The 14,069-nt window shown below is 62.4% G+C and carries 12 protein-coding genes; 3 read left to right on the top strand and 9 right to left on the bottom strand.

Annotated elements, in window-relative coordinates; genetic code table 11:
• Positions 1 to 40 precede the first annotated feature (40 nt).
• The 4 genes from FAZ95_RS29255 to FAZ95_RS29240 all read right to left on the bottom strand — a co-directional run bounded on the left by FAZ95_RS29255 (position 41) and on the right by FAZ95_RS29240 (position 3,998).
• Positions 41 to 1,549 carry an efflux transporter outer membrane subunit gene (locus FAZ95_RS29255; RefSeq protein ID WP_137335935.1) on the bottom strand — a complete coding sequence of 503 codons (1,509 nt, stop codon included), beginning with the start codon at positions 1,547 to 1,549 and terminating at the stop codon, positions 41 to 43.
• A gap of 406 nt (positions 1,550 to 1,955) precedes the next feature.
• Positions 1,956 to 2,396, bottom strand: coding sequence for a MarR family winged helix-turn-helix transcriptional regulator (locus FAZ95_RS29250; protein ID WP_137335934.1), 441 nt, complete (start codon positions 2,394 to 2,396; stop codon positions 1,956 to 1,958).
• Positions 2,397 to 2,518: 122 nt separating this feature from the next.
• The gene (locus FAZ95_RS29245) at positions 2,519 to 3,436 is read right to left on the bottom strand and encodes a LysR family transcriptional regulator (protein WP_137335933.1); all 918 of its coding nucleotides are present in this window, start codon (positions 3,434 to 3,436) and stop codon (positions 2,519 to 2,521) included.
• 97 nt (positions 3,437 to 3,533) lie between these two features.
• The gene (locus FAZ95_RS29240; protein WP_137335932.1) at positions 3,534 to 3,998 is read right to left on the bottom strand and encodes an Lrp/AsnC family transcriptional regulator; all 465 of its coding nucleotides are present in this window, start codon (positions 3,996 to 3,998) and stop codon (positions 3,534 to 3,536) included.
• Between the two features lie 115 nt (positions 3,999 to 4,113).
• Between FAZ95_RS29240 and hppD the strand changes: the two genes are divergently transcribed.
• The 3 genes from hppD (at position 4,114) to FAZ95_RS29225 (ending at position 8,389) form a co-directional block, all read left to right on the top strand.
• Positions 4,114 to 5,142, top strand: a complete 1,029-nt coding sequence (gene hppD, locus FAZ95_RS29235) for a 4-hydroxyphenylpyruvate dioxygenase (protein WP_254700334.1) — start codon at positions 4,114 to 4,116, stop codon at positions 5,140 to 5,142.
• Positions 5,143 to 5,177: 35 nt separating this feature from the next.
• On the top strand, positions 5,178 to 5,597 hold the full coding sequence (locus tag FAZ95_RS29230; protein WP_137335930.1) for a RidA family protein: 420 nt from the start codon (positions 5,178 to 5,180) through the stop codon (positions 5,595 to 5,597).
• An 89-nt stretch (positions 5,598 to 5,686) separates the two neighbouring features.
• Positions 5,687 to 8,389: a winged helix-turn-helix domain-containing protein gene (locus FAZ95_RS29225; RefSeq protein WP_254700333.1), complete on the top strand. Its 2,703-nt coding sequence runs from the start codon at positions 5,687 to 5,689 to the stop codon at positions 8,387 to 8,389.
• A gap of 29 nt (positions 8,390 to 8,418) precedes the next feature.
• Here the strand turns inward: FAZ95_RS29225 and FAZ95_RS29220 are convergent, their stop codons facing one another.
• From FAZ95_RS29220 to FAZ95_RS29200, 5 genes are all read right to left on the bottom strand, one after another.
• Positions 8,419 to 9,486, bottom strand: a complete 1,068-nt coding sequence (locus tag FAZ95_RS29220) for a purine-nucleoside phosphorylase (protein ID WP_137335928.1) — start codon at positions 9,484 to 9,486, stop codon at positions 8,419 to 8,421.
• Between the two features lie 177 nt (positions 9,487 to 9,663).
• The gene (locus tag FAZ95_RS29215) at positions 9,664 to 10,953 is read right to left on the bottom strand and encodes a DUF445 domain-containing protein (RefSeq protein ID WP_254700332.1); all 1,290 of its coding nucleotides are present in this window, start codon (positions 10,951 to 10,953) and stop codon (positions 9,664 to 9,666) included.
• Positions 10,950 to 11,792, bottom strand: a complete 843-nt coding sequence (gene phaZ, locus FAZ95_RS29210; protein ID WP_175425892.1) for a poly(3-hydroxyalkanoate) depolymerase — start codon at positions 11,790 to 11,792, stop codon at positions 10,950 to 10,952. Before phaZ ends, FAZ95_RS29215 begins: the two co-directional genes overlap by 4 nt.
• Positions 11,793 to 11,851: 59 nt before the next feature.
• A complete protein-coding gene (locus tag FAZ95_RS29205) occupies positions 11,852 to 12,274 on the bottom strand; it encodes a phasin family protein (RefSeq protein WP_137335927.1) in 423 nt (140 codons plus the stop codon).
• A gap of 71 nt (positions 12,275 to 12,345) precedes the next feature.
• Positions 12,346 to 14,052, bottom strand: coding sequence for an alpha/beta fold hydrolase (locus FAZ95_RS29200; RefSeq protein ID WP_137335926.1), 1,707 nt, complete (start codon positions 14,050 to 14,052; stop codon positions 12,346 to 12,348).
• Positions 14,053 to 14,069 lie beyond the last annotated feature (17 nt).

Raw genomic sequence — 14,069 nt, 5'->3', positions numbered from 1 at the left:
CCCGCCATGGGCGCGGCTAGATGATTGACAAGTCGAAAATTCAGTTAGATGCCGTGTCGGCGTGATGAGGCGAGGCAGGCGCGTCTGTCGTGGCCGCAAGGTTCGATTTCTCCGAATCGAAGCCGCCGCCCAATGCCTTGATCAGCGCGATCTGTTGATTGCGGCGATCCATATCCAGGTTGGCGACGGCCTGTTCCGCCGCGAGACGGTTGTCGTCGGCGTTCAGCACCTGCAGTTGCTCGTTCAAGCCCGAGCTGTAGCGCACGACAGCGAGTCGATAGGCCTTGGTCTGCGCGTCGAGCGCCTGCTGCGCATCGACCTGCTGCTTATCCGTCGAGTGGATCAGCGACACTTGGGTCGCGACATCCGACAGCGCGTCGATCAGCGTCTTGTTGTAGTTCGCGACGTCGAGATCGAAGTCGGCATAACGTCCCTTGAGTTGCGATCGCAGCGCGCCTGCGTCGAAGATCGGCAGATGGATCGCCGGACCTGCCGCGATCTGGCGGCTGGATGCCGTCAGCAAGCGCCCCCAGCCAAACGCGTCCAGCCCGGCGGCAGCCGACAGATTGATGTCCGGAAAGAACTCCGCTTTCGCTTCCTTGACGCCATGCGTGGCGGCGTCGACGCGCCAGAACGCGGCGACGATGTCCGGCCGGCGCGACACGAGATCGGCGGGCAAGTTATCGGGCAACGCGACGACGTCCCCCTTTCCGAGCGACGGAACCGCGATCTGCAAACCGCGATCGGGTCCCGCGCCGAGCAGCGCACCGAGTTCGTAGCGCACCGTCGTAATCTGGCCGTCGAGATTGCTGACGCTCGTGCGTTGGGTGGCGATATCGCCGATGGCGGTCTGCTTCTCGACGTTGGTGTCGAGCCCGGCGCCGACCCGGCCGTTCGTGATGCGTTCGATCTGCTCGCGGTTGCTCAGCTCGCGTTGCGCGATATCGCGCAGCACATACAGGCGCGCCAACTGGTTGTACGTTCCCGCCACCGACGCCGCCAGCGAGATCCGCACCTCCTCCATGTCGGCTTCCTCGACCTTCTGTTCGGAGGTCGCCTGCTGAAGCCGCGCCCGGTTCTTTCCCCACAGGTCGAGGTCAAACGAAGCGCTGGTCAGGAGAGTGTTTTCGCTCTCCCAGCTCCCCCCTTGCGGCGGCGGAAAGAGCGCATTGTCCGACTCGATCTCGCGCGACCACGAATAGCTCCCGCTCACATTCGGATAGAGCGCGGACTTCGCGCTGCCGGCAAAAGCGGCCGCCTTGTCGATACGAGCGCGGGCTTCGTCGATGGTGGGGTTGTCCTTCAATGCCTCATCGATCAACTGCGGCAATTGCGGGTCGCCGAATTGCTCCGACCAATCGAGCGACGGCCACTTGCCGCCTTCCGTCGGCAGGCTCTCGCTTGCCTCGTAGCTGGACGGGGCAGCGATATGCTTGTCGCTTTTGATGCCGGCGTAGTTGACGCATCCGGCCAAGGCAAGAGCGGCCGCAGCGGTCGCCAACGGGGTTGCCCAGCTTCCGATGCGTAGTACCGAGGGCTTGAGTTTCATCGTCGTTTCCGTATCAAAGAAGGTTGCTGTTGGTTGCTTGCGCACGTCGATACGTGCATACGCACAGAATATTGATCCCCCAGCCCACCTTCAATGCACGGGACGACATCTGATTGTTTCACTTCCGTTATCGGACTCGGCGAGGACTCGGCGCGGACTCGGCAACTCAGCGCCCATTTACATTGCCCGATACCGCTCGAGATCGGGAATGCGTCGCCCTCTCGGATACCTAGGTACCGAGAATCGGAACGGTCAGATCGGGAATCGAACTACGGGTGGGAGAGAGGCAGGTGTTACAGCGAGAACAACAATCGGTTGCGGCGGCGCGCGGCTGTCACGGCGCTGTCACATCTCGGCGCGGCACACACGGCAAACATCGGGCAATCGGTCGGCTCGACCGATCCCGTCACCGCTTAGCGTAGGAAACGTCGCGCGTAATACGGAAGAGCTCGTTTCTCAGGTCGGTGGCCTGCTGCTGCCCGAAACTGCCCTCGAAGCTGGCCTGGGCCATACGCCAGTGCCCCGCCGCCTCTTCCAGCTTCGTGCAGCCGCTTTCGGTCAGCGCGAGCCGCAGGCGGCGCTTCCCATGCTCCTCGGCCGATTCGGCCACGAGCCGGTCACGGAGCAAAGGCTTCAGCGCTCGCACGAGCGACGTCCTGTCCATCACCATCGCGTCGGCCAGCTCGATCATCGTCGTGCCGGGTCGGCGGACCAATTCGTTCATGATGCTGAACTGCGTCGGCGTCACGCCGGCTTCGGACAAATGGCGCTCGTACAGCTTCGAGATATGTCGAGCGGCCTGGCGGACGGCGAAGCAATCGTCGCTTTCGGGGGGGAGTAGGTTCATGGCCGCAGCATAGCGGCGCGGTTACCGTCGATCCATCCTCTGCGGCGCACCAATTTGTCACCAAAGCGAGAAGAATCCCCGAAGGCATTGGTCAGGGCCCGCGAATCTCGATGGCCAATACTTCACGACGACGGCTGCTCGCTCGCCAGCTCCTCGTAGAACCCCGTGGCGTGATCGATGAATGCCCTGACCTTGGCCGGTAACAGCGTCCGCGTCGCGTAGGCCAGCCGGATTTCGATCGATTCCTCCATGATCTCGTACTCGTCGAGAAGACGGACCAGCCGTCCCGCCCGGACCTCCGGCTCCACGAGCGCCAAAGGCAAAAGGCCAAGACCCAGACCTTTCAAGACCATTTCCCGATTGAACACGGCGTTGTTCGACACGATGTCGTACTTGATGTTCACCGCCACCTCCTCCTGCTCGGTCCGGAATGTCACGTGAGGCTTGCGTAGCGCAGGAGGCATGGTGACGAACAGGTGTTCTTCGAGTTGCGCCGGATGGGCCGGACGGGGATGACTTTTCAAGTATTCGTCCGTCGCGAAGACCGCCAACGGCATGCGCTCCAACAGCCGCGTCACCGCCGTATCCGTACTCAGCATGAACGGCAACACGATGCCAAGATCGAAACCTTCCGCGACGAGGTCGACAGGCCGCTCGGTCAGCGTCACATCGAGGCTGATGTTCGGATACTTCAGTTTGAAGCTTGAAATCAAAGGCACGAGCCGCTCGACCGCCGCGGTGGTGTGAGCCACCAGTCGCAGGATGCCGGCCGGAACATGCGTCTCGGTCGTTGCTTCGGCTTCGAGCGCTCCCAGGTCGTCCAGAACACGGCAGCACCGTTCGTAGACGCGCTCTGCCGATTCGGTCAGCGAAATCTGTCGAGTGGTGCGATTGAACAAGCGGGTGCCGAGGCGTTGCTCGAGTGAGGCGATCGCGCGCGAAACGATGGGCGGCGCCAAGCCCAGCATGTCCCCTGCCCGCCTGAAGCTCTTTGCCTCCACCACGGCACGGAAAACCCGCAAGTTCTCGAGATAGTCCATCGGAATCCTCGCTGTTTAGACTTCTGACCGAATGGCTGGCCGGCGGCTCGATCGCCTTGCTAGTCAGTCCTGGGCCCGTTCACGCCGATAACAGGCTCTAGAGCACTTGGCTTACGCGTTCGGACGCAGGCACGGGTATCGAAAGCACCAGGGAAGTGGTGATTGTGCCAAAGCTGCCGATTCTGTCGATGACAGCCTCCAGCTCCACGCTCGACCGGGCCAGCACCTGGAGGATGTAGCTATCCGAGCCGGTTACCCGCAGCACCTCCACGACGTTCGGCGTCTCGCGAAACGTCTTGAGAAGACTCGCGCCTCGCTCGGCTGAAGCGGCGATCCGGATCACCGCGTTGATCGGGAAGCCAAGGCGCGTCCAGTCCACTTCGGCGCGATACCCCTTGATGACTCCTCGCTCCTTCAGGCGGCGAACCCGCTCGGCACAGGCCGGCGCCGTGAGCCCGACCTCGGCCGCAAGCGACTTGTAAGGCGCGCGGCCGTCACGAAGCAGAATCTTGACCAGCTTCAGGTCTGTCGCATCGAGAAAATTTCGGTCCGTGTTTTCCATGAAAACAAAAGTATCTGCGCACAATGACTTTTGATTCTAAAGCGCTAGGGAAGCAAATCAGAAGCAAAATTTAGCCGTTGCTAATTTATTTGCGGACGGCCTTATGAGAAACGTTATGACTGCAGGATTCGCCTTCGTCGAGTTTGTCGGCCCGGACCCGGAGGCGCTCGTTTCCCTGTTCGAGAAGTTCGGGTTCAGGGTGCTTGGGCAACATGAAAAGACCGGTGCCGTTCTTCTGCGTCAGAACGAGGCGATTTTCATCGTGAATCCCAAACCGAACCCGTTTCGCGATGTCCACGGCGCTTCGGCACGGGCGATCGCGATCAAGGTGAATAGCGCAGCGAAGGCGTTGGCACAGGCGCTAGAAGGTGGAGCGCGCTTGGCGACGCGCGAAGATTTCGGCGAACACGTCGTCAACTCGCCCGCCATCGTGGGGATCGGCGACAGCTTGGTCTACTTCGTCGAACATGACTTCGCATCCGAGTTTTCTGTTCCGTATCGGCGGGACCCCTCTACGGCGGTTGTCGATGCCGCGATCGAAGCGATCGACCACACATCGAATATCGTGAAGCCGGAAAACCTCGATCGGTGGGCCGACTTTTATCAGGACACCTTTTCATTCGTCCAGAAGCAATACCTCGATGTGAAAGGAAAACAGACCGGCATGCGGGCCAGGTCGATGGTCAGCCCGTGCGGGAAGGTCTCGATCCCGATTGCCGCTGCCGCACACGACCAGCCCGGCGTGTTGAATCAGAACGACGAATTCATCCGCGACTACCACGGCGAAGGGATTCAGCACATTGCGTTGCTGTCGTCGAACATCGAACTGACCATTGCGGCTTTGGAGTCGGCCGGGATCGAGTTCATGGATGCGCCGCCGAAGACCTATTACCAGAATCTCGACGCACGCGTTCCTGGTCACGGTCAGAAGCTCGACACCATCGAACGCAGCGGAATCCTCCTCGACGGCAAGGGCGATGAACGGATCTTGCTGCAGCGCTTCACGCGACGCCAGATCGGCCCCATTTTCTTCGAGATCATCGAGCGACGCGGCGAGGACGGCTTCGGCGAGGGCAATTTCAAAGCGCTGTTCGAATCGCAAGAACAGGATCAGGTTCGGCGCGGGTCGCTCAACGCTTCGTAGCTCAACCCGTGATCATCTTTTTCAAGGACATCATCATGCAAGCCTCCAAAACCACCCTCGCCCTTTCGAATCCCCATCCTGTTCTCGGCAGCACGGACGTGTTCAAGACGTTCAACTACGCGCCCGCGGTTGCGGCCGGCGGTCTGCTGTTCGTCGCCGGCCAGATCGGGCTGCGGGCTGACGGGACGATTCCCACGAGCGTCGAAGAACAGATCGATCTCGCGTTTCAGCGGCTCGGCGCGATCCTGCAAGCCGCCGGACTGGGCTTCGAGGATCTCGTCGAGCTCGTCAGCTATCACGTGGATATCGACCGCCAGCTTGCGGCGTTTCGCGAGATCAAGGACCGCTACATCAAGGAAAACCCTCCGGCATGGACCATTCTCGGGGTCGCGGCATTGGCGAGGCCGACGCTCTTTGTCGAGATCAAGGCGGTGGCGGCGATACGCGGCGTGTGAGCGGACACCCGGTCTTTTACCGGTTGCCCTGGGTTGTGCGTCGCACTAAGATCGTCTCTCTCCGAGCAACGCCTTCGACGAGGCAACCCGTGCTGCTTGCCACCAAGGTCGTTCCGCCACGCTTGCCCACGGGCCTGATCGACCGCCCGCGCCTCGCCGGCCTCGCCGCGCAGACAGAAAAGAAGCGCCTGACGGTGATCAAGGCTCCCGCCGGATTTGGCAAGACGTCGCTCGCCCTCACTTGGCTAAAGGTGCTCGGGGCGAGCAGCGCGCGGATCGCCTGGCTCTCTCTCGACGCCGAAGACGACGAGCCCGCTCGCTACTTCAATCATCTCGCGCATGCGTTGCGGCAAGCTTGCGGCGACGTCGGCGCATCCGTGATCGGCTTGACCGCCGAAGCGTCGTTTGTGCCGGCGAATGCGCTTGCGTCGACGCTGATCAACGAGCTGATCGACGTCGACGACGAGGTCTACCTGTTCATCGACGACTACCACCTGATCCGCGAGGCCCCGATTCACGAAGCGATGTCGCTCTTCATCGCCAACATGCCCTCGCAGGTCCACGTGGTGATTTGCAGCCGAACCGATCCCCCGCTTCCCACGGCCAAGCTGCGAGCGCGAAACGATCTCTTGGAACTCGACGCGTCGACGTTGAGATTCAACTTCGACGAGACGCGCCGCTTCGTCGAGCACGAATGCCCCGGCAAGGTCCGCGGCACCGACGTGAAATCGCTGTTCGCGACGACCGAAGGCTGGGCCGCCGCGTTGCGCATCTCCGCGTCGGTGCTGGCGCGCGATGATCGCCCCCGGGGCTGGACGGCGAGCGTTCCGACCGGCGCATCGAGGCCGCTTGCGGATTACCTCGAAGACATCCTTCAGTCCTTACCGGCCGGGATGCTCGAGTTCATGGTGCGTTCCGCGATACTCGATCGTCTGAGCGCACCGCTTTGCGAGGCGGTCACCGGCCTTGGCGTCGGTCCGAGCCAAATCATGCTGGACGCGATCGTCGCGCGCCAGTTGCTGCTGGAGCCGATGGACGTCGAAGGGCATTGGTTCCGCTATCACCCGCTGATGGCCGAATACCTCCAGCGTCAGTTGGAGGCGCGATACCGCGACGAGGTCACCGAACTGCATCGGCGGGCCTGGCAATGGTACGCGGCAGAGCGCCAGTGGACAGACGCCGTCAGGCATGCCATAGCGGCCGGTGCGACCGACGACGCGATTCGCCTCATGGAGCACTGCGCCAAGTCGCTCCTTAAAAAAGGCGATCTGCTTACGCTGGTCGGCTGGCAGCGTCAATTCCCATCCGACTTGATGCGAGCCCAGATCACCGTCACGCTTGCGACGGCTTGGGGCACGGCCCTCGCCATGCGTTTCGACGACGCGGCCTCGATGGTGGAATCGATCGAGCGCGATGCCGCCAACAAGGCCGTCGACGCCGACTACCTCCACTGGGAGTGCGTAGCGATTCGCTCGGCGCTCGCCGCCTTGCAGGATGATCCGCACACCGCGCTCTCGCTCGCGCAGCAATATCTGGCGCGATCGACGCGCGATTCATGGACCTCCAACGCGGTCTCGAACGTGGCGCGTTTCGCTCACTGGAAAACGGGCAATCTCGAGGCCCTGCACGCCATGCCCTGGATTCCCGATTCGATCGAGGAAGACCAGCGCAGCGTATTCTCCACGGTCTATCGCCTTTGCCTGCTCGGCCATGCGGAAATGCAGCAAGTGCACCTTTCGCATGCGGAGCGCCTGTTTAGCGAAGCGATGGATCTCGCCGAGCGCCACTCCGGACGGCACTCGATCGCGGCCGCGTTGTGCGCCCCGATGTTGGCTCAATTGCGCTATGAGCAGGGCCGGCTTGACGAAGCCGAGGCGATGCTGGTCGAGCTCATGCCGGTCATCGAACTTGCCGTATTTCTCGACAGCGTCCTGATTGGCTATCGCGTGCTCGTTCGAATCGCCGTGGCGCGCTCCAATTTTTCGCACGCGTATGCCCTGCTGGATAGCGCACAGGCCCTGGGTCAAGCGCGTCGATGGAACCGGCTGGTCGCCGCCGCGCTCTCGGAGCGAACCCGGCTCAATCTAAGAGAAGGCCGGTTTGCCGAAGCAAGCGCGTGCGTGACCCAACTCCGACAGTTGGCCGCCGCCAACGCGGAGTCGTCCATGCCGGTGTCGCCGGAGATCGAGAACTACCGGGACTTCGGGGCCGCGTATCTCGCGATCGGAAGGCATCAGACGCAAGAGGCTGTCGAGCGGCTCACCGATGTAGTGGCGCGTCTCGAACGCTTCAACGGAACGTATTTCGCGCTGCGCCTGCGGACCGTCCTCGCGCTCGCGTGGCTAAACGCAGGCGAGCGCGAGCAGGCGCTCGAGATATTTTTTGACGTGGCGGCTGTCGCGGCGCCGGCCGGCGTCTGCCAGTCCATCATCGATCAAGGGCCAGAGATCGGCCCGCTATTGATGTTGGCGCGCGACCAGGCCCGCACCTCCGCCAAGGCACCGGAAATCGTCGCGTGGCTGGACCGTCTGCTGGAGCGCTGGCAAGCCCTGCACGAACCCGACAGCAAGCCCCGGCGAGAAGCTGAGCGAGACCTGCTCAGCTCACGAGAGCGCGGCATCATCGAGTTGATCGCACAGGGACAGTCCAACAAAGAAATTGCGCGCACGCTCGGGATCACACCCGAAACGGTCAAGTCCCACGTCAAGAGCATCTTCATGAAGCTCGCCGTCGACAAACGCGCTCAAGCCGTCTCGCGCGCGCAGGCGCTGGGATTGGTCAAGCTCAACTAGCCTCGCAGCAGCCGGCCACCGCACACGCGCTACCTCTGCGGTACGCCCTCGCGCCACTCGCCCCAATGCGTGACGATGTCCTGCACGAGCGGATTGCCGGCGAGGAACAGATTGCCGATCGCGATCGTGAAGCCGCCCTGCGACGCGTAGTTGAGCAGATTGTCCGCGCTCGATTGGCCCGCGTAGGGCCGGTCGAAGTCCGAGCCGGCGCGCAGCACCGCGACACGGTTCAGGTCGACGCGATGCACAGTAGCCGCGCGCGTCAGCGCCTCGAACGTGGCATTGTCTTCCTGCTGCGTCGTGCAATAGGTGCCCTTGCCGTCGGTCAGGATCTTCGTCCATTGCCGCGCGCGCTCGCCAAGGTCGGTGCCCGACCACCAGGTATCGCCCGCCAGGGTGTCGCACTGGATCACGGTCGGCGGACGGTTCGCGGGCGCATAGCTGTATTTGGCGCGGGCGGCTTGCGCCTGTGCGTCGTCGGTGAGCGTCACGTTGCGCGACAGCGCGAATGCCGCGTTCGAGAGCGCCGGATTGAGCTGGAACACCTCGGTGCGATAGTCGAGCGGCGGCTTCTGCGCCGGGCCCGTCGTGTTGATGCCGAGATAGCCGGTGTTCCAGCCCGGCGGAATTTCGCGTCCGTCGATTTCCCACTGAATGCCGAAGTCGACGAGCCAGTTCGCCCAGGCAGCGGAACCGACGGTTCCCTGCATCGGATCGATACCGGCGATGCCCGCCACCATGAAGTACGTATGACGCAAGTCGAAACGCGGCGAGAACGTCAGCGCCATGATCGACGCGGCGGCATTCGCGTGCCCCATGCCCGTCGTCATCACGCAGACATCCTGGCGATTGCAGTGCACGGCCGGGTAGTCAGGAGACAGACCCGCCACGGTGATGTCCTGCCAAGGTCCGAGATGATCGAGCCACACTTGGCCTTCTGGACCGAACATCGAAATGATCATCACCTTGACCGGACGGCCATGCGACGCGCCGTCGTCCTGCGCGAAGCTGTCGTCGGCATGCGCGATGGCCGGAGCAAAGGCCGCGCCGGCCAAGAGCAACGATGAAATCACTGCGCCAAAAGCACGAATTAGCATAAGAGGTCCCACCTTTTTATGTAAGAACTGCGGTTGCGACACGTGAATCGCGTGCCGTGTTGTCGACGGATGTCGTGTTTTTTGTCGGCGTGCAGCGTGGGACCTTGGCGTGAGCCGCTTAGGCGAGAGTGAGTATAAGCGGAGAAAAAAAGGGATTGGCAAGCGCTAGAGCTTGCCTTAGCGCAAGACGACGAACAGACCTGTATGGATTAGCACCCCCACCATACCGCCGACAAACGTGCCGTTGATTCGAATGTATTGCAGGTCTCGACCGATCTCCGCCTCGATCTTTCCGCTCACCTCTTTCGCGTCCCAGCCTGATACGACGTCGGTGATCAGCGCCGACAGCTGATGACGGTGCTGCGCCACAAGGCGCTTGGCGATATCGAGCCACCACACGTTCAACTTCTGCTGAATGGAAGCGTCGCTCGCCACGCCTTTGCCCAAGGACGCAAGGGCACCGGCAAGCATGTCCCGCACGACAGAGCGCTCGCCTCCGAGATCGGCGAGCACGAATGCGCGGACGTGTTCGAGGAGGACACGGTAATAGCCGCCCTCTTCCAGATGCCGAATACAGTCGCGGAACAACAGCCGGCCATACCGGCGATACACCGCTGACGTGCCGAGCTCATTGGACAAATCGTGCACGGCTGCGTCAAACCGGCCCCTGAGTTCGTGCCCCGGATTCGCGACGACCTCATGAATCAGCGCAACGATGCCATCGATAAACTTCTTGACGATGTAAGCGTCCAGCGTCGCCGGCGTGAACTTCGACGCCTCGCTGAATTTCGCTTGGATCAAGTCCACGTTGCCGCTCAACCACGTTTCCACTGCGATCAGTCCGCGATCCAGCAGAGGCTGATGACGATTGCCTTCGGTGAGGATATTCAGGACCCGGCTCGCGACGCGAGAGACATCGAGCGCGCGCAATCGTGGCATCACGAATTGCTCGAAGAGGTGTGCGACGTCCGTCTCGTCGATGTCCCCGAGCATTCGAGGCAGCGAGGCGGCCACCGCGTCCGCGATGACCGCGCTGTTTTTCCGTACCGCGAGCCACCCCGCCAGCGCTTGCGCGGCGTTGTAGCCACGCAGTCGCCCGATGATCACTTCGGGTGTCAGGAAGTTCTCTTCGACAAAGTTGCCGAGACTCTCGGCGATGCGTTGCTGGTTTTGAGGAATGATCGCCGTGTGCGGGATCGGTAGGCCGCACGGTCGCCGGAACAACGCGACCACCGCATACCAGTCTGCAATCGCACCGACCGTACCCGCCTCGGCAAACGCGCGCGGCCACGCTAGCCACGGATACGCGGACTGCCAGAACGCACACGTGAGAAGCAGGACGATCATCACCGCAAGCAGACAGGTCGCCGTCGCGCGCATGCGCTTCAGCCGAACGCGCTTCTCGTCCCCGGCCGGGTCGCTCTCGTCGCGCACGGCATTCCCGTCTCGCTCCGTGACGAAGCTCAACTCGACTCCTCCCGCAAAAACCGCTTCACCATGGGAGCGACTTCGCTTGCCCGCGTGATCAGAAAAAGATGGCCGTCATCGATCACATGCAGCGTCGCATGTCGAATCCTTGCCGCGAGAATCTTGGCGTTCGTGAGCGGCACGATCGGATCGTCGTTGCCGTGCAGGATGAGTGTCGGTTGCCGAAGCGCGCCCAGCCACGGCAAGCTGGTCCACCCCGATGCCGCCAGCAATTGATAGAGATAGCCGCGGCCGCGCGGCGCCTGGATATGGCGGCTGTGCGCCTCGAGCAGCGACGGATCGCGCCGGTACGCGCCGCCGTAGATTTCCGCCCCGATTTGCCGCAGGTAGTCCGGATCGGTATAGCGTCGCGGCCCGATCAGTTTGGAAAGCACCGACAGCCGCGCAGGCACCATGATCACCCCCGGCGACGTGGCCGCGAGAATCAGCCTGCGGCAGCGTCTGGGATAAACGAGCGCGAACTGCTGAGCGAGCGCCCCGCCCCACGAGACGCCGAGCACGTCGACAGCGCCGGCGTAGCCGAGCCGCGTCAGCAGCTTGTCGGACAGGACGGCCAACGTCGAGAACCGATACGGGATCAACGGGGCCGGCGAGCCGCCGACGCCGGGGACGTCGAAGATGATGACCGTCACGTCATCGAGTGCTTCGACGAAGGGCTCGACCAGTTCGAGATTCGCGCCGATGCCGTTGAACACGAGCAGCGGCGGCGAGGCGTCGCTGCCAGGCCGCACAGCGACGCGCAGCAGTTGGCCGTCCAGATCGATCGTCTGAATGTGCATGGCGTCGACTAACTCCGGGCTTGTTGGTATGTCGGTCATCCGGTCGTTTTCCTGGTTAGGCTCTTCGTTGCGGCGGCGGTTCGCGCGCATTTGCTAGATCATTTCTTGGGCTGCACGAGCGCTTTCAATTCTTCGACATGCTCCGCGAAGCGCTTCGTGACGACAGCGATACTGTCGGTTTGAGCGCGGTACGCCGCATCCGCGAGCTCCTGCATGTCGACGAACGCCTTTTGCAGCGTCTTTTGCACGCCCTCTCCCGTTGCCGCAGGCGTTTCGCTGCCGGGGGACCGCAAGCGTGTCACGAGCGATTGCAGTTCCGTCGTCGTCGAACGGATGATCTCGATCTGCTTCTGACCGAGTTGCTGCACGCCGGCGAGCGCGGTCATGTTGGCCTCGGCCAGCGCTTCGATGTCCTTGCGCCGCGATTCGAGAATGGCGGCGAGGTCGAGGCCCGGCAGCTTGAACTGCGTGATGAGCTTCGTGTATTCCGCAAAGAGCGTGTTGGGTTGGGTCGCTGCCATGATGATTTCCTTAGAGAGAGTGTCAAAGAGTCGTTCTTGAAGACGTTATCGATAAGCGGCCATGAGGCCGGTCACGCTTCCGATACGTAGGTTCCAGGTGCAGTCGCGCCGGCCGGGTGCCGTTCGCTGCCCAGCGCCACGGGCGCTGCGCGCTTTTCTCCGGATCGCGCGGTCAGCCAGTCCCTCCAGTTGCCCCACCACGAATCCGCTTCAGCCTGCGCGCCGGCGAGCCACGCATCGGCGTTCGCGGGCAACTCGGGATTGAGGTAGTACTTCGCCTTCGGGTTGCCGGGAGGATTGATCAGGCTCTGGATATGACCGCTCGAACTCAAGACGAAGCGCGTATTGCCGCCAAACGTCGTGGCCGTGTTGTACACGCCCTTCCACGGCGTAATGTGATCGGTGATGCCTGCCACCACGTACTTGTCGCACGTGACTTGGGACAGGTCGATCGGCGTGCCCAGTATCGTCAGTCCGCCCGGCTTGCTGAAGAGGTTCTGCGTGAAGATGTCGAGCAATTGCCCATGCAGCTTCGCAGGGAGGCGAGTCGTATCGTTGTTCCAGTAAAGGACGTCGAACGCGGGCGGCGCATTGCCCATCAAGTAGTTGTTGACCCAGTAGTTCCAAACCAGATCGTTGGGCCTCATCCAGGCGAAGACGCGTCCCATCTCCTCGCCCGCCAGCACGCCGCGCGAAATGCTGTGCTGCTTGGCGGCCGCGATGGCCTCGGGCGTCGCAAAGAGACCGAGTTGCGAGTCGGCGGTATTGTCGAGTACGGCGACCATCAGCGTGGTGGCATGCACCGTCTTCTCGCCCCGGCTCGCGAGATGTCCCAGCAAAGCCGAGATGGTCATCGCGCCGGAGCACGCGCCATGCAGGTTGACGTCGTCGCACCCGGTGATCTCGCGCACCGCCGCGATCGCTTCGATGAGCGCGCTCACATAGGTGTCCAGATCCCAGTGGCTTTGCGCCGCGGTCGGATTGCGCCAGCTGACGACGAAGACCTGCAATTCGTTCTTGACCAGATAGTCGACGATGCTCTTGCCTTCGGAGAGATCGAAGACATAGAACTTGTTGATCTGCGGCGGCACGATCAGTTGCGGCCGGCTGTAGACCTGCTGAGTCGCCGGCGCGTACTGGATCAGTTCGAGCACCTCGTTGCGAAAGACCACCGCGCCCTTGGAGGTGCCGAGGTTCTTGCCCACCTCGAAAGCGGTCTTGTTGACCTGCGCGGGCATGCCGCGATTCTTGAGCAGGTCCATCACGATGTTGTTGCAGCCGTCCAGCAGGCTCGCGCCGCCGGTATCGATGACCTTCTTGAGCGCGGCGGGATTGCCGAGGAGCGTGTTGGTCGGAGACGCCGCGTCCGTAATGAGCGACATCACGAACCGCGCGCGCTCCTTGTTATCGGGATTCAACCCGGAGCGCTCGACGAAACCCTCGAGGGCATTTCGCCACGCGAGGTAGCCTTGCAGCGTCATGCGATACAGCGAATTGTTCTGCCATGCGGCGTCGGTGAAACGCTTGTCGCCTTTCGGGGGCGCGGACTCCGCGCGACCCGAGAACAGCTCGAAAAGCTGGCGAGCCAGGGCCATTTCCTGCTCCATGACCAACCCCGGTTGCCGCCACGCCTGAGCGCCGATTTTTTGCGCCGTGGCGACGATATCGCACGGCCGCAGGCCGACAAAGGGATTGGGTCCCAGCATGCCATCGGCGGCCGATGCCGCGAGATCGTCGGCCTTTTCGCTTTGCCGCGGGCTTTCAGTGGTTACCGCCATTTCACTGCTCCTTCAGG

Source organism: Trinickia violacea (assembly GCF_005280735.1).
Taxonomy (GTDB): domain Bacteria; phylum Pseudomonadota; class Gammaproteobacteria; order Burkholderiales; family Burkholderiaceae; genus Trinickia_A; species Trinickia_A violacea.
The sequence above is the reverse complement of the archived record's forward strand: the minus strand, read 5'-3'. Positions and strand labels throughout refer to the sequence as shown.

Coding starts and splice junctions, on each gene's coding strand:
- FAZ95_RS29230 (WP_137335930.1), top strand. CDS start 5,178: ATGCAAGCCTCCAAAACCACCCTCGCCCTTTCGAATCCCCATCCTGTT.
- FAZ95_RS29205 (WP_137335927.1), bottom strand. CDS start 12,274: ATGGCAGCGACCCAACCCAACACGCTCTTTGCGGAATACACGAAGCTC.
- FAZ95_RS29200 (WP_137335926.1), bottom strand. CDS start 14,052: ATGGCGGTAACCACTGAAAGCCCGCGGCAAAGCGAAAAGGCCGACGAT.
- FAZ95_RS29250 (WP_137335934.1), bottom strand. CDS start 2,396: ATGAACCTACTCCCCCCCGAAAGCGACGATTGCTTCGCCGTCCGCCAG.
- FAZ95_RS29240 (WP_137335932.1), bottom strand. CDS start 3,998: ATGGAAAACACGGACCGAAATTTTCTCGATGCGACAGACCTGAAGCTG.
- hppD (WP_254700334.1), top strand. CDS start 4,114: ATGACTGCAGGATTCGCCTTCGTCGAGTTTGTCGGCCCGGACCCGGAG.
- FAZ95_RS29220 (WP_137335928.1), bottom strand. CDS start 9,486: ATGCTAATTCGTGCTTTTGGCGCAGTGATTTCATCGTTGCTCTTGGCC.
- FAZ95_RS29255 (WP_137335935.1), bottom strand. CDS start 1,549: ATGAAACTCAAGCCCTCGGTACTACGCATCGGAAGCTGGGCAACCCCG.
- FAZ95_RS29245 (WP_137335933.1), bottom strand. CDS start 3,436: ATGGACTATCTCGAGAACTTGCGGGTTTTCCGTGCCGTGGTGGAGGCA.
- phaZ (WP_175425892.1), bottom strand. CDS start 11,792: ATGACCGACATACCAACAAGCCCGGAGTTAGTCGACGCCATGCACATT.